23 protein-coding genes and 1 pseudogene are annotated in these 20,401 nt (G+C 42.4%); 2 read left to right on the top strand and 22 right to left on the bottom strand.

Annotated elements, in window-relative coordinates; genetic code table 11:
* The 22 genes and pseudogenes from B3317_RS18215 to B3317_RS05085 all read right to left on the bottom strand — a co-directional run.
* A pseudogene (locus B3317_RS18215) lies at positions 1-123 on the bottom strand (conjugal transfer protein TraO); the annotation flags it as partial.
* A 1-nt stretch (position 124) separates the two neighbouring features.
* On the bottom strand, positions 125-1,075 hold the full coding sequence (gene traN / locus B3317_RS05185; RefSeq protein WP_291109305.1) for a conjugative transposon protein TraN: 951 nt from the start codon (positions 1,073-1,075) through the stop codon (positions 125-127).
* A gap of 65 nt (positions 1,076-1,140) precedes the next feature.
* Positions 1,141-2,523, bottom strand: coding sequence for a conjugative transposon protein TraM (traM, locus tag B3317_RS05180; protein WP_291109303.1), 1,383 nt, complete (start codon positions 2,521-2,523; stop codon positions 1,141-1,143).
* Entirely contained in the window at positions 2,523-2,792 is a 270-nt protein-coding gene (locus B3317_RS05175) for a TraL conjugative transposon family protein (protein WP_291109301.1), read from the bottom strand. The genes traM and B3317_RS05175 overlap by 1 nt, the downstream gene beginning before the upstream one ends.
* Positions 2,793-2,800: 8 nt before the next feature.
* Positions 2,801-3,424, bottom strand: a complete 624-nt coding sequence (gene traK, locus B3317_RS05170; RefSeq protein ID WP_050702860.1) for a conjugative transposon protein TraK — start codon at positions 3,422-3,424, stop codon at positions 2,801-2,803.
* A gap of 45 nt (positions 3,425-3,469) precedes the next feature.
* Positions 3,470-4,471 carry a conjugative transposon protein TraJ gene (gene traJ / locus B3317_RS05165; protein ID WP_291109299.1) on the bottom strand — a complete coding sequence of 334 codons (1,002 nt, stop codon included), beginning with the start codon at positions 4,469-4,471 and terminating at the stop codon, positions 3,470-3,472.
* A 2-nt stretch (positions 4,472-4,473) separates the two neighbouring features.
* Complete coding sequence (locus tag B3317_RS05160; RefSeq protein ID WP_291109297.1) at positions 4,474-5,094, bottom strand: DUF4141 domain-containing protein; 621 nt, start codon at positions 5,092-5,094, stop codon at positions 4,474-4,476.
* 59 nt (positions 5,095-5,153) lie between these two features.
* Positions 5,154-5,468, bottom strand: coding sequence for a DUF3876 domain-containing protein (locus B3317_RS05155; RefSeq protein WP_291109295.1), 315 nt, complete (start codon positions 5,466-5,468; stop codon positions 5,154-5,156).
* A 171-nt stretch (positions 5,469-5,639) separates the two neighbouring features.
* On the bottom strand, positions 5,640-6,599 hold the full coding sequence (locus tag B3317_RS05150) for a fimbrillin family protein (RefSeq protein WP_291109293.1): 960 nt from the start codon (positions 6,597-6,599) through the stop codon (positions 5,640-5,642).
* Between the two features lie 94 nt (positions 6,600-6,693).
* A complete protein-coding gene (locus tag B3317_RS05145; protein ID WP_291109292.1) occupies positions 6,694-7,575 on the bottom strand; it encodes a fimbrillin family protein in 882 nt (293 codons plus the stop codon).
* Positions 7,575-8,501, bottom strand: a complete 927-nt coding sequence (locus B3317_RS05140; protein WP_291109290.1) for a fimbrillin family protein — start codon at positions 8,499-8,501, stop codon at positions 7,575-7,577. The genes B3317_RS05145 and B3317_RS05140 overlap by 1 nt, the downstream gene beginning before the upstream one ends.
* Positions 8,502-8,547: 46 nt before the next feature.
* On the bottom strand, positions 8,548-9,441 hold the full coding sequence (locus tag B3317_RS05135) for a hypothetical protein (RefSeq protein WP_291109288.1): 894 nt from the start codon (positions 9,439-9,441) through the stop codon (positions 8,548-8,550).
* Positions 9,442-9,452: 11 nt separating this feature from the next.
* On the bottom strand, positions 9,453-11,654 hold the full coding sequence (locus B3317_RS05130) for a hypothetical protein (protein ID WP_291109286.1): 2,202 nt from the start codon (positions 11,652-11,654) through the stop codon (positions 9,453-9,455).
* A gap of 6 nt (positions 11,655-11,660) precedes the next feature.
* Positions 11,661-12,203 (bottom strand): DUF3575 domain-containing protein, encoded by a 543-nt coding sequence (locus B3317_RS05125; protein ID WP_291109284.1) that lies wholly within the window; start codon positions 12,201-12,203, stop codon positions 11,661-11,663.
* A 90-nt stretch (positions 12,204-12,293) separates the two neighbouring features.
* Entirely contained in the window at positions 12,294-14,786 is a 2,493-nt protein-coding gene (locus B3317_RS05120; RefSeq protein ID WP_291109282.1) for a TraG family conjugative transposon ATPase, read from the bottom strand.
* Positions 14,779-15,114 (bottom strand): DUF4133 domain-containing protein, encoded by a 336-nt coding sequence (locus tag B3317_RS05115; protein WP_291109280.1) that lies wholly within the window; start codon positions 15,112-15,114, stop codon positions 14,779-14,781. The genes B3317_RS05120 and B3317_RS05115 overlap by 8 nt, the downstream gene beginning before the upstream one ends.
* A 44-nt stretch (positions 15,115-15,158) precedes the next feature.
* Entirely contained in the window at positions 15,159-15,461 is a 303-nt protein-coding gene (locus B3317_RS05110; protein WP_006844193.1) for a DUF4134 domain-containing protein, read from the bottom strand.
* A 173-nt stretch (positions 15,462-15,634) separates the two neighbouring features.
* Positions 15,635-16,378 carry a hypothetical protein gene (locus B3317_RS05105; RefSeq protein ID WP_291109278.1) on the bottom strand — a complete coding sequence of 248 codons (744 nt, stop codon included), beginning with the start codon at positions 16,376-16,378 and terminating at the stop codon, positions 15,635-15,637.
* Positions 16,379-16,380: 2 nt separating this feature from the next.
* Complete coding sequence (locus B3317_RS05100) at positions 16,381-16,731, bottom strand: DUF3408 domain-containing protein (protein WP_324354811.1); 351 nt, start codon at positions 16,729-16,731, stop codon at positions 16,381-16,383.
* A complete protein-coding gene (locus B3317_RS05095) occupies positions 16,703-17,155 on the bottom strand; it encodes a DUF3408 domain-containing protein (RefSeq protein ID WP_291109275.1) in 453 nt (150 codons plus the stop codon). Before B3317_RS05095 ends, B3317_RS05100 begins: the two co-directional genes overlap by 29 nt.
* 6 nt (positions 17,156-17,161) lie before the next feature.
* Complete coding sequence (locus B3317_RS05090) at positions 17,162-17,917, bottom strand: ParA family protein (RefSeq protein WP_291109273.1); 756 nt, start codon at positions 17,915-17,917, stop codon at positions 17,162-17,164.
* 577 nt (positions 17,918-18,494) lie between these two features.
* On the bottom strand, positions 18,495-18,695 hold the full coding sequence (locus B3317_RS05085; protein WP_291109271.1) for a hypothetical protein: 201 nt from the start codon (positions 18,693-18,695) through the stop codon (positions 18,495-18,497).
* A gap of 14 nt (positions 18,696-18,709) precedes the next feature.
* Between B3317_RS05085 and mobA the strand changes: the two genes are divergently transcribed.
* The gene (gene mobA, locus B3317_RS05080; RefSeq protein ID WP_291109269.1) at positions 18,710-19,141 is read left to right on the top strand and encodes a conjugal transfer protein MobA; all 432 of its coding nucleotides are present in this window, start codon (positions 18,710-18,712) and stop codon (positions 19,139-19,141) included.
* Between the two features lie 2 nt (positions 19,142-19,143).
* Positions 19,144-20,397, top strand: a complete 1,254-nt coding sequence (gene mobB, locus B3317_RS05075; RefSeq protein WP_291109267.1) for a conjugal transfer protein MobB — start codon at positions 19,144-19,146, stop codon at positions 20,395-20,397.
* Positions 20,398-20,401 lie beyond the last annotated feature (4 nt).

Here is a 20,401-nt window from a genome sequence, read left to right as displayed (position 1 = left end):
TCCATCCACCATACCACCCGTGAGTTGTATGCCTCGCATACCCGGTAGTAAACGTTGTGCATGTACTTGGTCTGTAAAGACCAGGCACAACACAATCGTTAATATAAGATATAACCGTTTCATCCTACTTCACTTTTAGTTCGTTAATAACCTTTGCCCGAACCAAATCGGCATTATCCAATGTAAACCGTTGATGGCGTCCGCCCTCCTGTTCGTTAAGCTCTATTACCAACATCTTGTCATCGGGAATCGTAAATTTCGCCAAAGTAAAAATCATGCGTTCTGTTTGCTGTCCACCTATCAGCATCAAATTATTGTAGGCACGAAGCGGCCAAATGAACTGTTCCTGAATAGCGGTACGTTTGGCTACTTTTTTATCAACAATCTTAAATGTGATAAAATCCACATTGAATGGTACGTTAGATGAGTTCTTTAGTTGGAGATGAAAATATAACAGTCCGTTATGGGTATAAATACCTTTCAGTGTGTGTTGTATTCCAAAACGTTTTGAGCCGATGTGTTTTATCTCTCGGTCATTGTTCTTGTGTATGGATTGCATAATCAGTTTGACAAGTAAGGGAGACTCCTGCCCCAATTCTTGCATATAGACTGCTAAAGCGTTGTTTGGACGATTTACTGCTTCTCCATCATGCAGGAAATCGGTCATTTCAACAGATAGTTTTACAGGTTCATCCGCATATTTTACGTTGAAGGTATAATATGCACCATCTTCGGTAATAACGGACAAGTTACTCTCCCGACTGAAATCCCGCAAAGCTGCTTTCACTCTCAATACGTTGTCTGTACCATCTGCTTTCGCTGCGAGAAGATCTGCCGAACCTAAATCGACATAACGTATAGGAGCAGGGAAAATAACATGTACTGTTTTATTGAATGTCACCTCCAGAGCATAAGGAGGTATCATTCTATCGAAGGTCAATGGACGGGTAAAACTCTCGTAATAGTCTCCCGTTGTCGGCTTGGTATGTACCACAATGGTATCTTGAGATATTTCTTGTGCTTGGGCTGTAAATACACTTACAGCAAGTGTTAATATAAAAAAGATTCGTTTCATACTTTTGATTTTAAATTCGTTAAACATTGATTTTTTAGTGGGGCCGCAGACCCATTTATTATCTTCTAATCTGTTTTTGGTAACAGTAGCAGTTTATAGTTTGCTTTGATGGTAACTTTTACTACACTCATCTTTTTACTGATATACTGTGAAGCCCCTTGTATCAAACCCTTACCCATATCGGCTGCCAATTGTGAGCCTGCATTATCGGAAATCATAATGCTTGTTCCTGCCGATGATGCCAAGGTAGAAGCTACTTCTTTGGCTGCTTTTACCTCATCGTTGTTAGGAACAAAAATGCCTGATTGACCATCCATATCGTACACTTGCAGTTCAACCGGAATAATGTTTCCTGCATACTGAATGGAGTTGATCGTTACCTCCAGACGTTCGCCACCAATACGGCAAGCTCCCGTTACCAAGGTATTGGCAGGAATCAAGATATTGCCTGCCCTCAGTGGTTCTAAAAGACGAAGTTGTACCTCTTTACCATTGGTCAGGGTTACGGTTTGGCTCACACAAGCACGGATGCTGTTCTTATCCTTTACCCCCTCATTGCCTGCGGCAGTCAAAAATCCCACGTTTCGGGGTTTGCTGTACGCAGTGATAAATTCATCGTTGGACATTGGAGCAGAAAGTAGAGATACGACATTTTGATGTACTTGCTTAACGGGTTGTACTTTGACTTTCTCGCCTGTACGTGTTATATTTACATCTTCTGTTGGTTGTTCTTTCTGCTGTGCAGGCATATAGCGTGCTGCCATCTGATAGGATTTTTCAAGCAAAGCTGTCTGTTCATCCTCTTCCGCTTTTTTTGCTTCGGCTTCTCCCTGCTTTCGTTCCAATTCCTGTATTCGCTGTTCCATCGCAGACTGTGATTGTCTGTCCGTTTCAGCAGGCTTTTCGTACCAGTCACCCAATTGCTTGTTGATGTCCTGATAGGCAGTTGCCGAGGATTGCACAGTACGGGGAGTTGAACTTCGGGGCTGTTCTGCTTGTAACGAAGTATTGTAGGCATTGTCCTTTTGTTCGTAATCGCTTTGCTCAGTATCATTGAACATCGAGGAAAAATCTTGTAAAGACTTCATTTTCTCTTGCTCCTTTTGCCGCATCGCTTCCCGCTCATAGGCATCCCGCTTGCCTTCCACAATGCCCTCATCCTTTGGCACGGGCAGTTCGGCATTGAAGCCCGTAAGTCCTACCGCTTGCTCTTTTCCATCATCCGACGGAGCGAAGATGAGCCACATTGCACCACCGAAGATTAAGAAGAACAGCGGCATAATCAACATCTTCTTTCGCTTCTGTCTCTCCGCCATCGAAAGTTCTTGCTTGGGTGGCTTCGGAGGTTCTTTTTTCGCTTCCGATTTACTATCCGGTACAGATGCTTGTACTTCAGCAATAGCCTCCGTTTGTGGTGGTATTCCTTTATTCAAATCTTCCTGTTCCATTATTCTACTGATTTTAGATTGTTAATACTATCTCGCTGTTGCTCCAATTGTAGTCTCAGCGATTCGATCTGCTCTATCTGCATCTTTTCTGCTTTATCTTTACCGAAGTTGTAAATAGAGGAAAAGGTCATGTAGATGGAAAGACCACCGAAAACAAGGAACATGGTTATCACAAGGATAATCCGTCTGTCGGGGGTAAGTCTGCCGAGCAAGCCTCGCAGACCATCCTCCAACCATTCATTGATGCGATTCATTATTTTTTGTATCATAGCTTCACTTACCTTTCCGATATCCGAATATCCCGATTCTCGACAATCTCGAACTTCTCCATTGTGAAACCGTGAGGGTTATTGTCCGAGCGTACTGAGTTAATCAGGTTGCAACGTGTAACCAGACTACGTTCTGTGACATTACTCTCTCGAATAATCATCTGCTTGGCATAAGTTACCGCCTTGTAGGGGTAGCTATCAAAATCACAGGCAATACTATCGACCTGTACAATTTGATTGATATTTCCCGACACGATACGATTGTAATACCCTTTTTCTGCCATGTCCTGATAATATTTGAAAGCCGATTTATCGACAAGGAACAATGCCCTGTTTACGTTGCTTTCGATGGCTTTCTTATCGGGTGAGAGGGTAAAAAACAGTTCATGGAAACGCTTGACGTGTTCGCGTGCTTCCACAGGTCTGTTTTGTGTCATATCTTGGGACAAGGCAAGCATTAAGGACTTGCCACCGTCCAATACATAGATACGCTGGCGTTGTGCTTCGGCAAAATTATACGATGACCATACGGAATAGCCCGTAATGGCGGCACACATACAGACAAAGACAATACCGAACAAGCGTATCTGTTTGAAGGATGTTTCTATATTTTTTAAACTTTTGAACTCCATTTGTTCGTTTTATTTTGAATTAATAAATCAATACAGTATATCTGATTATTTCTTACCCATCAGGCGTCCGGCGACATTACCTGCCGCAGCTCCGGCAACGCCTCCTGCCATTGCAGCCCCTTTACTCGCCATTGTGTTTACTCCACGGGTAGCACTACCGCCACCTGCCTGAATAACCCAACCTGCCACGCTCGGTATAGAAAAATATCCTATAATGCCGATGATGAAGAAAATAATATATACACCGTTACTGGCATCCGGCACATAGGACGGATCTCTTAGCAGGTCTATATCCATTTGCAGCATAAGTGCCTGAATCTTGGAAAGTACTGCCGAGAACAAGTCGGCAATGGGTAGCCAGAGATAGACTGAGATGTAGCGGGAAATCCAATTGGTAAGAGTGGATTGAAAACCGTCATAAACAGAGAGGGCAAATGCCAACGGTCCTAAGATTGACAACACCACCAGGAAGAACGTTCGCAGGGTATCAATGGTAAGGGCTGCAGCATTGAACAGCAGTTCGAAGAAATCCCGGATCAGTTGACGGAACCACACTTTCATATCGTACCAGGTTCGTTCTCCCCACATGGAGATCATTTCGGCAGCATCGGTAATTCCAAGATCTTTCATCTTTTGGTCGTACACCTCGTCATCGACCAGCCATGCTTTCCCTTCACGCAGCCGTGCATCGTACTCCAGTCGCTCTTTCTCTGCTTGCAGGCCATGTACATCTGTCATTTGCGTCTCTAATATGGTATGTGTTCCTTTTACCACAGGAGACATAACAGTGTTGATCGTACCGAGTACAAAAGTCGGAAAGAACATAATACAGAGCCCGATGACAAAAGGTCTGAGTAGAGGATATACATCTATCGGTTCTGCCCGTGCCAAGGCTTGCCATACACGGGAAGCTACATAAAAGAGTGCACCGAGTCCGGCTATTCCTTTAGCAACACCAACCATATCGCCACAAAGAGGCATCATATCCTGATGCAGATTCCTCAGAAGCTGATGCAGGTTATCAAAATCTATTGCTAGCAGTGTCATGATTACCAATATCTATCGGATGGATTGCCATACAAACTTTTAACTCGCTCCATATCGCCTTTTTCCTGACTGCGAATGAAGGATACGGAAATGCTTTTCTTGGAAAAGTAGCGGACAAGGTTGCGATGCTCTAGCATCTTGGCGTGTATGTCATCTATGATGGACATACGCTCGGCATCGGTCATCGAGAGCCCGTTGGAGAGGGAAACGACATTCTTTATATCCGAAAGCAAGTTACCGCTTTCATTCAATAGCTTGGCATATCCGTTCGATATCGCTTCCAACTCATTAACGCTAAAATTCCTATCGGATAGCATCTTGTTGAAGTTGGTAGAATAGATCTGCGATATTTCGCTGACCAGCTCTACCGTTTCTTTCACTTTGCGGGCATCTTTTATCAAACTATGTACTGATTCTAATTTGTCGTAATACTGTTTTCCCTGATCGTAGATTTTTTGCATCTCCTTAAAAGAGTTAATCACATTACTGGCAGTTGTAGCTGTTTTGGAAACAGTCAGTATGTTTTGTGCCAGGTTGGAGGGATCAATCACCGTCCACTGTGCTTTTGCCTGATAGGTACAAAGCGTCATGAATGCTATAAGGCAGAAAAGTATTTTCTTCATATTCGTTCTTTTTTTAATTATTATTACCCGTTTACCGTCTGAAGTAGCCCTTGAGGGGACTAATCCTTCTGACGGACATATTCTCCGAAAGCGGAAAGGTGAAGGATCTCTTGCTCTCGGTCATAAGTAATTTCGATACGCTCGTACAGCTCAATATAATGCAGACCAAAAACATTGTAGACCGTACAATCGCAGACCACCAGCGGGTTGTTGTATGTAAGACAGAGCCGGATGCCTCCCTTCTTTCGGGAGATGTTGCGGTATATGCTTATCGCAGGTGCACCCTCTGTACTTACCCAACGCCCCGTAATCTCCCGCATGGAAAAGTCTGTAGATGTGGAACAAGAATCGGTTATATTAAATTTGCTGAACATGGCTTTTCGTTTTTCACTTAATATTTTCCTCTTTTATACGACTAAATGCTCCGCTTGAATAAATAGTAAAGGCTTCTACTTCTCGATCATTTTCAGCTAGTGGCATTTTTGTCAGCAGAATTAAATCAGCCGGGACAAGTTCGTATCCCGACTGAATTGTTTAAATACTTATTAGTATAGGTTGATCTCCCCTTTAGTCCCTTCTGTCCAGTCGGTGATAATTACATCATCAACAACCAGCTCCGTACCGTTAAAGGTTACATTGTAGAAATACTTGGTTCCCTGTTTCCATTTTGTATCATAAGGCACATTGTAGGTATAGATATCCCCGTCAATAAAGAACCTGATCATAACGCTCCCAACAGAATTGGTCTTCACCACAGGCAATACCATGACTTCCTGAAAATCTTTATCTTCAGTCGGTTCTTTATCTGTAATGGTATATAACCCATTGACATCTTCAATAAAAGCCGGGCTGAACTGTGAATCATAGTAAGTTAATTCCCCTGTCGCAAGATTCAGTGACGCTCCACTTTTGAGATCACCTTTTCCTGTCGCATTAGATACTTCAATTCGGGTTAATTTTCCTTCTCCCGGATAATTCATTTTACGGATACCGAATTGTAAAAGGGCTTTGGCATGTTTCATACGTAAGCGCAGATTTGGATTAGCTCTGTTGATATCACCCTGTCCTTCGGCATTCGTCCCATACATATTGTCCACCTGATTGTTGTGGTATATATTCATATTGGAAGTACCGTTTGTATATGCAGCACCGTAAGGATAAAATGCAAATACGGTCGCAGGAGTATCGCCCAGCTTAACGGCAGGAGTCAGTTCCCATTTGCCGGATTTGTATTCCGCCTTGACATTATTGTACGGCCCTTGGGGATAGTTACTGCCCAATGTTCCGTTTGTTACAAAGAGGCTGAGTATAGATCCTTCAGGAAAACTGTTTAATGCAGCTTTTGTGGAACGCAAACCAGTCTCAGCAGAAGTTATTTCCGTTTGGATGCGTAGATCCCCGGTTTGCCCCTGCGAGGGAGTAATAACTTCATCATCATTGTTACAACTGGAGAAACCAAATACGGTGGCGGAGACTACCGCTATTGCTATAAATAATCGTTTCATTTTATTAAAAATTAGTTGTTTATAAATAAGCTGCTTCCCGGTTTTTGGCGCCTTATATCCATTCGGCAGCTTGGAGGTTAATTATTTGTATTGTTTATTCATACCAGGGCAGGCTTATCCTGTCTTTGCCTGCATCAGTCCAATCCTCTATCCGCACATCCATAATTTCAAGCAGGCGTTCCTGAATCAATACCTTATAGGTATACTTCTTGCCGCTTTCCCATTTGGTTCCGGCAGGTACAGGCCAGTGGGCTTTTAAGTTATCGGTGTAAAAGTCGATTAGAATATCCCCGTCATTTTCAATTTCATCACAGGGTATAACCATCAATGATACTTTTGACCCGTCATTCAGGTGGTCTGAACCCAGCTGCCATCCATAAATTACCGCCGGATCGTTCCATCCTTTCAGATGTTCCATCTTTCCGGTAATAAGATCCAGTTTGGCTTTGCTGTAAAGACCCTGCCCCTGAATGGCGATAAGCTCCAGATTTGCGGCTTGCGAAACGTCCGTCCACTGGAACTCAAATTCAATGAGTGCCAGTGCGTGCATCATGGTAAGGGACAGTATAGGATTGGTGCTGTTGACACTATGTCTGTCACTGTACAGGTAATCCGTCTGGCTGGTATGTTCTATCTCGTAAGAGGTAGCCACATTGTTTTGAGAATTATAAGGATAAGCAGCATATATATCCGTATAGCTTTCAGAAACAGATACAGGAGTATGCAATGCCCATAAATTATTTTTATAAGTCATTCCCCTGTACCCACTTCCTTGCGAATCATATATATACAAACCGACCTGATCCCCTTCTTCAAAGAAGGATTTGGATGCACCATCCGATGATCTGAGAGCAAAGCCGACCTGTGCAACGGATAAGAATTTTTCAGATCCTTCATTTATCCATCCTTCCGAATCATTGCAAGCACAGAACAGGGATAGTATCATTGTGATTGTAAAAAGATATTTCTTTTCCATTAGGATTTGCTTGTTTGGGTTAATACTACCCGGATATTTTCTCTACTTTCGGAAGATTTCAGAGATCTTGTAATCGGAACCATGTCCACCTCATAAGTATATTTCATGCCCGATTCCCAGAAAGTACCTGCTTTGACAGGATAAGTATAGGTTCGTCCGTCAATTTCGAACTCAAAGAACAGGTCTCCGTCATTCCTTACAGGCTCTATGGGCATAACCAGAATACGGGCATACTTTTCTTCACTCGTATATGGCTCATTGAAATTCATATCTTCCGGCAGGATAGCAGCTTTATCATAATAGCCGTCCAGCGTTTCTACAGCTCCGTTTTCCAGATTTAATACTCCCTTACTCCTGAGCAGTGTTACCCCGTCTGCATTATTGATCGAAACCTGTTGTACGGAACAGTCATGCGGATAATCGTTTTTGACAAACTTAAACTGTACCAATGCCAGCACATGCCGCATTAGTATATCCACATAAGGGTATTCCCGACTGACATAACCTTCGTTTACCAGTCCGTACATATAATCGGTCTGACTGACATGCTCTACATTTACCAGTATATCATTCATGAAAGCATGTTCCTTCTGCCTGTAAGGATAATAGGCCGATACGCGCATAGGATCACTACTAAGAAAAACGGGTTCGGAAGATTGCCACCAATAATGATAGCGGACAATATAAGGAAACGGATATCCTCGATGGTAATCATGCAGGTACAACCCGATTGTATCACCATCCGCAAATTCACTGATTGTTCCGCTTCCTGATCCCGGATTTTCGTTATACACGGCTACAGATTTGAATTGTAGTTGTGTATCATGCCCGGTAGTAGCCGTCTCCGCTGGATTATCATCCGAGCAGGAAAAGAACAGAGCAAGAGCCGAAAAGAATAATACCGTTACCATTAAAATCTTTCTCATAATCGTATTGATTTTTATGAAATAGTTAATAAAAAGGTCTGTGACCTTAGAGTTCAATAATGCCACCATCCGAAACATCCCATCCGGTCACCTCTACACTCATTCCCATCAAACCCAAGCGTATCTGAATCGTGATCTGGATGATGCGTGTCGTAAAACCGCTGAAGACAGTTGTCAGGTCAATGGATTCCTTGTATATGTTACCATCAGAAGTTTGTAAAGCAATATCCAGCAGGTTGTCTATCCTGCCTGTAGTCTGCTTATCGGGATTCACCCCGAAGACTTTCAAACCGGAGGAGAATACATTGCTTTTTTCTTCACTACGGACTGAAGCAAACGCCAGCCATGCCGAAGATCCGAGTTCATCGAGCTGCTTAAAACCATATTTGTAAGCGATACCGGAAAGTTCTCCGTTGATCGAACTGACACCCACACCCGAATTATCTACCACTACAAAATCAATATAGATTTGGCGTATAGCGGGTTTTAATACAGGCTCACTAACAACTTTTTCAAAAGGAATCACCGTCAGATCGGTATTAGCGGCATATAAAGCCGGAGCGTCAACCGTATATAGCCTGTCACCTTTTTCAGATGTACTTAACTCTGCCTGTGCTGTGTTCGGGCAATCCATACCGGAGAAACTGATATTGTCTAATCCGTATGCATTACATGCCAGCACCTTATAGCTTACAGCCTGAATACCTGTCACCAATGTATCAGAAGTAATACTATACGTATAATTACGCTGCGGTGATAACAGATAGATGTCTGTCAGCAAAGGTTTTGTTTCATCCTTAGCCAATACCGACCAGTCCGGTTTCAACTCTACATCTCCGTAATAGGTACAGTCCTCCGAAAAATCGATCAGGTTGCAGGATGCCATCAGCATACAGCAGATAAGAGACAATATCCATTTTAGATAATTTCTATTTTTCATACTCGTTTTCATTAATTGTTATTATCTTCTTCCTCTTCCTGATTCAGATTATACGCTTTGATTAGTTTGTTGATTTCGGGATCAAGCGTACCCCGCCAGCGTTTCATGGGATCAAGTTCCACCGAGTGCAGGTAATGGGTGACAGCCTCCTGTGTCTTACCCAGTCGTGAGGCAAGGATCGCCAGCAGGTATTCACTGTTTGCTGTTTCAGGTTCATTCAATAGTATATTGTATGCCGCCTGATCGTAGCCGAGGCTCATTAAGCAAATTGCCGTATTGTAATCGTTATAGTCATGTAATATCGAAAGAGCTTCGGCATATTTACGTTTAGTCATCAATTCTATACTTCGGGCATATACCGTATCGGGTTCTGTGGTATGGATGGTATCTTTTATCATCCCCTTACGATGGACATGGAAGGTAAAATCCACAGCCCGCAAATGAGGATAGAGTTTTTCGCGGATATACTTGTAATCGGCAGGATATTTCCCTCGGATATCTAACTCTTTTTTATCAGGATCGGTGTCAGATGCAATCTCCTCAAGGATAGCCTGTTTTTTTCCACTCTCCAGAGAATCCGTAACGAGCTTTGATAATCCTTGCCAGTCTTCCCCTTTGGGATAAGGTTTCAGCATCCCGGCTATTCCTTCAATTCCCGATAGTTCCCCGCTCAGATAATTGCCAATGGATTCAGCACGTCTTTTCGATAAAAGCATATTGGAACGAGAGGAACCTTCCGGCGAACAGCCGGCAATCAGCGAAATACTATCCATCACAAACTCTCCTGTTCCCGTCAGTTTGTCCAGCATATCCTGCACTTTATCCAGTTCAGAACGGTTATCACCCAAATCAATATCCATATTGTACTTACCTGTCTTAAAGGTGATATTGGCCCGAAGTGTCGATATGGCTTTACGTTCGATAACTTTGCGCATATAGCGGGGAGTGGTATCCAGAAACTGTATCATCGATGATACGATATAATCCAGTGTATCGGAATGTGGTAACAGATGGCTGTCACCGCCAATGGACTGGGCAAACCCGTCCAGATAGATTTTCATACGACGGCTGTCTTCGTCTGCCATGACCTGCTGCTTGTAATAGTATTCGAACTTACCTTTGTTATAGATTACCGTGTCGAGCCGTGCCTTTTCATTCTTCGGGAACTTCACCATTTCAGCGAAGGCGATATGTCTGTTGTCGATCAGGCTCTGGTTTTTGGCAATCTGACGGTCTTTCAGGAATCTCTTTTTAAGAAAAACTGAATCGGCAGCCGTAACAGGTTTATAATCGTTAATAAAACCAATGGCATATATATCCTTACGGTATTTCCACAAAGTGTATTCAGGCGAGAACTCACGCAAGAGATGAAACATCGGCAGCAGATTTACGATCTGGTTGTAGCGTTTGTTGTAAACAGAAGCTATATATATCGTATCCTGACCGAAGTATTCGTAACGCTCTTTTATTCCCCAAAAGCCCATTTGCTTTTTAAGCCAATTCCTGTTACGGTACATTTTCTGGTTGAAGAACTCGTAACGCTTGTTCAGACGAGACTTATACTTTGAATAGCCTGCATGATCCAGCGAGTCTTTGCGTACACGCATAAACTCAGACCGGTTATAGCGGTCTATATAGCGGTGAAATGCTCCGGTCTTGACAAAGTATTCATCGAAAAGGCTATCGGGAATGATCTTCGAAAGGTATTTATCAAACTCGGCATATTGTTTTTGTTGCAACTTTCTAAAATCATCGCCGGAAATAACCAGGTCTTCAAAATCCGAGATATTATCCGCTTTGATCAAATGCGGAGTCAGGTTCAGTTGCCATTTGCTGTTAATCAGTTCTTCAGGAACGGAGACAATAAAATCGACATCTACTTTCCCGAAACGTTCCGGTACGTTTTTCATTTTAGCTGTTACGGTCACTTCTTTTAGCTGTACTGCTAACTGCCGGTTACCCATTGAGTCCTTCTCTGTCTGTACATAAGTCGTGACATTGCCATGCCGATCCTTCATATCGATAACTGAAGGCAGCTTCTTATCCCGTACCTTTACCTTTGTATCTTCCACAGGCTGAACAGGCAGGTGGATATTGGCACGAGCCTCTTTGTCCATACGCTGTGTACTGCAAGATGACAACAGGGATGTAATCAGCAGGATTAGTGCCAGGAACAGATAGAAGAAAGGGCATGTTATTATTCGTATATTCATAATCAGTTAGAATAAATAGATTAATGAAAGGGCGAGCTTGTTTGGAACTGCTACCCAACGGGTGTATTCTCCTTTTTGCCGTCCGCACTCTTCACACTCATACTCGGTGTAGTCTGCCCGGACAAGCCCGATACCCCCTTCGATTTCCAGATTCCAACGTGGCGATAATATCCACGCATAGCCTGCACTGATTCCCATTCCGAATGCTTTTCCTTCATAGCGGCTGTCATTCCATGTGATGTGGTATTTGGAAGCGATGGCATTGACTCCGATAAAACCGTTTACATAGGATTCCAATAGCCAATAGCGTACTCCGGGCATCACCGTGAAGTTTTGTAGCTTCTTGTTATCTTTGAATATAAACGGATTGTAATACACAGGCAGGTGCAGTGACCATTTACGGTCTAATGTCATACTTACCTCAGCGTTTATCGTTGCTGTTCCCAGAACCGGAATATTTGTGCCCAGCGAATAGAACTGGGCACGTCCCTCAGCGGAACAGAGAATAACAAGAAAAAGCAGTATGTATTTGGTTATACTATTTTTCATATTTTCGTTTACAAAATTTCGTATTAATTATCTATGGAGGTATGACAGAAGTACTCGCTTACGACAGAGTTTCTGCTACTCCCTTTTTTATTAATGACTATTGCCTTCGGCCAACTGTTTTATAGCTAGTTCAATATTGCCTTCGAGTTTTTCGGCAAGGGCCATCACTTCCATTTTCTCAGATTCCTCGGTTGTATAAGCTAGATACTCCGCTTTTGAAACTTCAGTTGCATATACAGCCGACTGAACGCCGCCCAACCCGAACCAAACCTCTTTATATTTGCGGTTCGGATTATTGGACATATTGATGGATAGCACCTGACTCTTTTCCTTTTCGGTCAGCCCCAAGAGAGCCTGAATGCTATCAAATTTGTTCATGTATTTACGTTGGTCTAAGAGAATCTTACAGTCGGAGTTGTTGATGATGGACTCTTTAACAATAGGTGATGCGATGATATCGTCCACCTCCTGAGTGACAACGATTGCCTCGCCGAAGAATTTCCGAACGGTCTTAAAAAGATACTTAATATACTCTGCCATACCCTCTTTAGCAATCGCTTTCCACGCTTCTTCAATTAATATCATCTTTCTTATTCCTTGTAAACGACGCATCTTATTTATGAAAACTTCCATAATGATGATCGTTACAATCGGGAACAAAATTTTGTGATCCTTAATCGCATCTATTTCAAAGACAATGAATCGTTTAGATAGTAAATCAAGCTGCTTTTCGGAGTTCAGCAGAAAATCGTATTCGCCACCCTTGTAATAAGGTTCAAGCACATTGAGCAAGTTGGCAAGGTCAAAATCTTTCTCCCGTACCCGCTTCGCATCGATGATAGCAGCATAGTCCAATTTGACAAACTCGTAGAAAGTATTGAACGAGGGAATCATTGATTCGTCGATCTGAATACGTTCTATATACAAGCTCACCGCATTGGACAGGGCTACCTCTTCCGAACGTGTGGGAGGTTCGTTATCCCGCTTCCATAAAGTCATTATCAGGGTTTTGATACTTTCTCTTTTCTCGATATCAAAGACCCCATCATCCGTATAAAATGGGTTGAATGAGATAGGATTTTTTTCGGTATAGGTGAAATACACTCCATCTTCTCCATTGGTACGACGGTTGATGAAATTACAAAGACCCTGATAGGAGTTTCCAGTATCCACAAGCACGATATGAGTACCTTGTTCCCAATATTGGCGACACATATGATTGGTAAAAAAGGACTTACCACTACCCGAAGGTCCCAAGATAAACTTGTTGCGGTTCGTGATAATCCCCTGCTTCATGGGTAAGTCGGAAATATCCACATGGATGGGTTTTCCCGAAACCCGGTCACACATCTTGATACCAAAAGGTGAAGGGGAACTCTTGTAGTTCGTTTCCTCTGTGAAGAAGCACAAGGCAGGTTCTATAAATGTGTAGAAACTTTCTTCACTCGGAAAGTCACCTGCATTGCCCGGCATCGCCGCCCAATAGAGTGTTGCTACATCCACCGTGTTGTGGCGAGGCTTGCACTCCATGAGAGCCAATTGTGAGCCGACATCATTACGGATATTTTTGAGTTCTTCCTCATCATCGCTCCATGCCATCACATTGAAATGTGCTCTCACTGAGGTCAATCCAAAGCTATGTGCTTCGTTTAGGTACTTGTCTATCCACTCTTTATTTATTTGGTTTCCACGACTGTACTTTGATAGCGATTGCATATTTCGGGCTGATTTTTCAAACTTGCGAAGGTTTTCTGCCGAATCGTCCAAGAAAATGTATTGATTATATACATGGTCACAGGATAGCAACAAGCCTACTGGTGCAGCAAAGGAGAGACGGCAATCGCTTCGGTCGGTCGATAGCTTTTCGTATCGCATATCTGTTCCAACTGTTCCCGGCAAGTCTTCCACATCGGAAATAGTATGCAGGCATACTGTTTTATCTCCAATGCGTAAGCCGTCCGCTCCAAGGTCCATATCCTCCAGACAAGTTGTATCGTCCAACGACAAGGCAAAATATTTCTCTACCAATCCTGGTTCGTTCTTCGTTCCTGTGATTTCGTCTGAAGTAAGACGAGTCAGCGTGATAAATCCCGAATCGTTTACGATACGTTCAAATTGCCCGACCGCTTCCATAAATCGCAAGGCTGTTTCTTTATTGACCTCTTTGGGGATAATATACCCCCGACAGAGTGATGAGAAATTGCTTTGCATCCGCATCCGGTCCTTTGTCGTTTTGGTCAAAAACAAAAAGCAAGTATGATTCAGAAAAGGACGTTCGTTGAAGTGTCGTTCAAATGAACGGGATAAGAAACTCATATCTTCCTTATCGGTAGCAGGTTTATAGTTCTCTTTGACAAACCAATCCTGTTTGTGAATAACCGAATATTCGGGTAACACCTTGATGGCTTTCGTCCAAGCCGAGTGTATAGCTTCGTATTCAGTATTGGTAACAGTGAACAGTTCCGGCAGATCGACACGGTAGGCTACCGTTATATCCGCATCTTTGCTGATGATGCAATCGTGTTCAACAGAAAGCAAGGGAAACTTACTTTCGATAGTAGCTACTTTTAGTGTATTACGCATTCCGTACCTCCTTCTTTTTAGGACATTGGAACAAGCGACGGGAATTTTTACGATTAATCAGAAAACGTGGATGTTGCCGTTTGGCGAGCAACTTCATAAGCCCGTGTTCTCCATATTTCGCATTCAGGTTGAAAGTCAGCCATACCAGTGCAGAAGCAGCGATAACACCGAAACCGATGCAAACCCACTGATCTACTCCGGCCATATACATCACTACAAATACGATGAATACAGCCAGTAGACCACCTGCGAAGATGAAAAGGTATTGTGCTTTCAAACCCTTAAATTCCACGCTCTTGCCAATTCCCTTGTTAATATTATACTCCATTTTTCTTATTCGTATTTAATGAATAATAAAGGGGTCTGAGACCCTTACAGGAAGAAAGAGCGTAGAATGGTAGCAGCCACAATCAGGAAGATACACGCACCGAACCACGAAGCGGCTGTTTTAGAGGTGTCTGGATCACCTGAGCTAAATTTGTTGTAGACTTTGATACCTCCGATGAGTCCTACAACTGCACCGATGGCGTAGATGAGTTTTGTTCCCGGGTCGAAATACGAGGTCACCATATTGGTAGCTTCGGTAATACCTCCGATACCGTTGCCTTGTGCGAATACTGATGATACAGCAACCATGATAAAGGCTGCTGACAGAAGAAATTTTTTCTTTGTCATACGATTTTTTGATTAATAGTACAGGGGGTGGAATAGTCCCCTGTACCAAATGAATAATGTTGTTTAACTTTGATTTTTCAGTGGGGGTCGCAGACCCTTTTGTTTGGCTGACGCCAGCTAACCATAATCTCGCTCTTTCATCTTTTTTTTAGTTTTTTGTTCTCACATATTATTTACACAAATCTGCGTACATCAAATTCTTTAGGTGCTCTGACTGTCGGTTCTTCCAAAACTCCCGCTTCTTGTTGTTTGCGATGGAAGGCAGTAAAATAGTCATCCATAAGTGAGGATACAACCACTTTCTTTTTAGGCTCACCCGATACAACCTGTTCAAACATATCGGTCTTGCGTATCTCAACCAATATCCGTCCGGCTTCTTCTTTTTCTTCGAATGTTGCATTGTCGGGTGTCTCTACCGTTCGCATCATACTCGCCAAATTATTGAAGTCAAGTCCCAACGCCATTGAAACCCCGGCTCTCTCTTCAGTATCTTCCTCTTCACTTTCTGTTTCGTCTATTTCTTCAGAATCATTGTCAGGCTCAAATTCGGGGGGAGTGTTCTCAATCTCTAAATTGATTTCATCCGAATTTTCTTCCGTCTTATTATCTGTTGAAAAGACTTCATCGAGTTTATCCAAAGGGATTGCCACCGAGGTCTTTTTTTCTTCTTTCTCGACAAATATAGAAGCATTTTCGTTCTCTTTTTTATTATTAATCAGGGTGGTAGTTTCTGTCCGGGATTGTCTAATGTCAAATTTGCTTTTGCCGATAATATCCTCTTTAGGTGCTGCACGAAACGGATTAAACACCGTTTTTTTAGCAGCATTCTTTTTGCGTTTTTGCATCCGATCCCGAAGTAGGTAAAGAACGACAAACAATGCGTACAGCACGATGGCTGAAATAATGTACTGTTTCATGGCTAAAATATATCCGTGTTCTTTTTGCGATACAGTTCGGTAATCTCGTCTTTATAAGTATCAAAATGAAGTTCCAATATGTTATCAAGATAATCGAACAAGGTGTAATCGTTTTCGCCAATAACTTGTACAATCTTCATAATACGTTCGTGGAACTCTTTTCGGATATAAACGATTTTCCCATTTCGGGTTGTACTTTTGGCTTTTCTGAAGAAACAAGTTTCATATTGTTGAACCGTTGTTGGAAGAACTACATTTGATGTCTCACAAGGAGCTGTTCTTTTATTAATTTTCTTTCTCTTTTTCATGTTTTTTATTTTTGGATTAAAATACTTTTTCGATATTATTATCATACAGTTCGGTTATATCTTCCTGATAAGTAGTAAAATGATGTTCCAAAACATTGTAGATGTAACTGAATAAGGAAACATCATTCTTGGCGATGACGTGGAGTATCTTAATGATTCTCTCGTGATGCTCTTTACAGATATAAACCGTTTTTCCGCTTCGTGCAGCTATTGCCGACTCATGTATAAAGAGGCTTTGATAATCCGCCTCTACCTGTGCTTTTGATTTTCGCTTACGTGGTTCCTCGCGTGACAGTTCTTTTATGGTTTCGGTTACAGGTAGTTGTTCTTCAACTTGCCCTTCTTGATTAGTTGCCCCTTCTATCGAAGTAGGTTCGGGAGAATAAGCCTGTAACTTGCGTTCTCTTCTGCCTGTACGTGCGATGATGTCCTGAGCATTCAACTTCGTATCGGTTTTCTTTTCTTCCATAGTGCATTACTTTAGAATTTCGAGCAATTCATCAGAAAGAGTGTCTATATTACTACCTTTTACAAGAGACTTATCGACAGGAAATAGTGTAGATCGAAATAGAGCTTTATGGCTGACGGATTGTTCACGCCTAAATCGCAGGCTATTGGGGATAAATGTATTTAGAGTTGTAAACTCCAATTCATTAATCACCGCCTCATAGACTTCGTAGAGTTCGGATTTTTCCCGTCCATCCACCAGATTCCAAAGCATATAAATTTCTTTAATATCGGATTTTCCACTGCCCATAATATCATCACGTACAGTGACCATGTAATCAAGTGTACTCTCCATCACCACACGGTCAGCAGCAATGGGAGCAATAATATAGTCCATTCGTGCAAGCGTATGGATTAAATCTACATTGTTGAGCGTTCCCGGCAGATCAAAAAATATAAAATCAAAATCACCTTGCGGAATCAGGTGTTCAGCATCAGCAATAGCTTCTTTGGTATTGCTCTCGATGATGGGATAGGCTTTTTTGTTTTCTAAACGGGTAAACTGTTCGTACAGCATCCCCTTGTAATATTCGTCATTTTCGCACATCTTAAAATCCCGCTCCCGCATATCTGCGATAGAATGCTGCGGGTAATCACAGTCAATTATTGCTACATTTTTCCCTTTTACATAATGTAGATAGGAAGCTATCAATACAGTAAGAGTTGTTTTTCCGGCTCCACCCTTTTGGGTTGAGAATGCCACATAAATAGGTTTCTTTTTCATTTCAATTAATTTTTTTAATGGTACAATCGTTTTATCGTATAGCCGTACCCAAGGGGATACATATATTTTTAGGTCTCAATCATTGTACGGTGGTACATTTGTTTTTAGCAACCAACCACTGTATCGCGGTACATACAACCAGCCCTATGTTGTGCTATTTCTATAGCGGTACATTGCAACAGACTTACGTTCTTAGGTTGGTTAATTCGTAAATTGGTTGGTTTGATTCTCCAAACCATACACACAACCTATGTATCTGAAAATGGACTATTCGACCAACCTATTATTGTACGTTTTTACCTCTGTATAATCGCACATAGATTCCTCCTTTGGTACGACTGATTGTAGGTCTTTATATCTCGCCATACAATCAATTGTCCGGCAAATAAAACCCATATTTCTCATACTTACACTATGTTTTTGAGAGGTGGCAGCTTGTGTCTAAGGTTGTCTATACCTGTTGATTTTCAATTGATTATTTTAGGGTATAACTTTGCTACATGAAACGTGAAAGAGGATTCATATCGGTTTTAAGTTTGTTCCGACATTCAAAAAATGCCTGACAGAAATCAGGCTTCTATCCCGAATTTTTCGGGATAGGATGATGCCCTTTACGGGCAAAAAGTATTTGCATTTGGGCAAATAGCAAGGTATGTTGAGTGCATCGCAAAATGAATTTTGCAGCACACAACCCTTGCTCTTCCAGAGGGGTATTTTCCTCTCCGAAGTCGGGAAAAATGAAGACGGATATGAACCGTCCGTAGCGTTCATAAACCACTAAAAAATCATGTTATGAACGAAGAAAAAAGAAATCCCCACAATTGGGGAAAAGGGGGCAGACCCCCGAAGAACGATCCGGCAAAGCATCGACTGACTGTGAATCTGACCGATCAGCAGCACGTCGATTTTTTAGCCTTGTATGAACAGTCGGGCGTACAATCCTTATCCGGATTTATCGCCGCCCGCATCTTTGGTGATGAGTTTCGTGTAGTGAAAACCGATGCTTCAGCAGTCGAGTTTATTGCAAAGCTCACTGCTCTACACGGACAAATACGAAGTATCGGAGTCAATTACAATCAAGTTGTAAAGGAATTACATTCCAATTTTGGAGAGAAGAAAGCATTGGCACTGCTCTATAAATTGGAAAATGCAACCATTGAACTGGCAGGAATCGGACGGGAAGTGATGCAGTTGTGCGAACAATTTAAGGCTAAACATCTCTAAAAATGGTTGCGAAATTTAGTCACGGGAGCAGTTTGTATGGTGCACTTTCCTACAATCAAGAGAAAGTAAATGAGGGTTTCGGAAAAGTTTTGGCTAGCAATCTGGTCATTGAACCTAACGATGGTGTGTTCAATGTTGCCTCTTGTATGGAAGATTTCGAGCGATTTATGCCCTCGCATATTCGCACATCGAAGCCTGTTATCCATATCTCACTCAACCCACATCCGGACGATAAACTGACCGATCAGCAACTTGCCGACATTGGTCGTGAGTACATGGAGCAGTTCGGATATGGCGGACAACCCTATATGATTTTCAAACATGAAGACATTGGCAGGGAGCATATACACATTGTATCGACCCGTGTACGCACGGATGGCTCAATAATCAGCGACAGCAAAAATTACGAACGCAGCAGAAAAATAACCGATTCTTTAGAACAAAAGTACGGTCTGCACCCGAAAGAGAAAAGTCAGGGCGAGGCATGGCAACTTGCTCCGGTAGATGTTTCGCAGGGAAATATCAAAAAGCAGATAGCCAATGTGATTAAGCCGCTGTCCACAATGTACAGCTTTCAGACGTTGGGAGAATATCGTGCTTTACTCTCCTTATACAATATAGGAGTAGAGGAAATCAAAGGAGAAAATAAGGGTAAAGCGTATCGGGGGTTGGTCTATTTGGCATTGGACGGTGATGGCAATCGTGTCGGTACACCTCTCAAATCCTCCCTGTTTGGCAAAGAACACGGTTTGGATAGGTTGGAAAAACGATTTGATAAGTCAAAAGAAACAATCAAGGTAAACGGCATAGCCAAACAAACCCGTGCTATTGTTTCCGCGTCCTTCGCAAATACCCGCACAGAGAGCGAGTTCCGAGCGGCTTTGCGAGAGAAAGGTATCGACCTTGTGCTACGACGCAACGATGAAGGACGCATCTATGGGGCTACATTTATTGACCATAATCAGAGGGCGGTTCTTAACGGTTCTCGTTTGGGTAAAGAGTTTTCGGCAAATGTTCTTAACGAACGTTTTGTAGATAATTCACCTCGTGAGTATCTGCAAGCACCAACACTGAAACATTTTGAGAATAAACAACCAACTACCAATCAGCAACCACCATCAACACATTCCGAGACGAACGATCCGGTGGGGAGTTTATTCTCTGTCTTTACTCCCGAAGTTGAAGGGACAGACAACAAGCAGCCGACATTAAAACGTAAGAGAAAAAAGAAACGTAGGTATGGGAGGCAGATGTGATTAT

Origin of the sequence: Dysgonomonas sp. UBA7710, assembly GCF_002482385.1 — a bacterium.
In the GTDB taxonomy this organism is placed as follows: domain Bacteria; phylum Bacteroidota; class Bacteroidia; order Bacteroidales; family Dysgonomonadaceae; genus Dysgonomonas.
The sequence above is the reverse complement of the archived record's forward strand: the minus strand, read 5'-3'. Positions and strand labels throughout refer to the sequence as shown.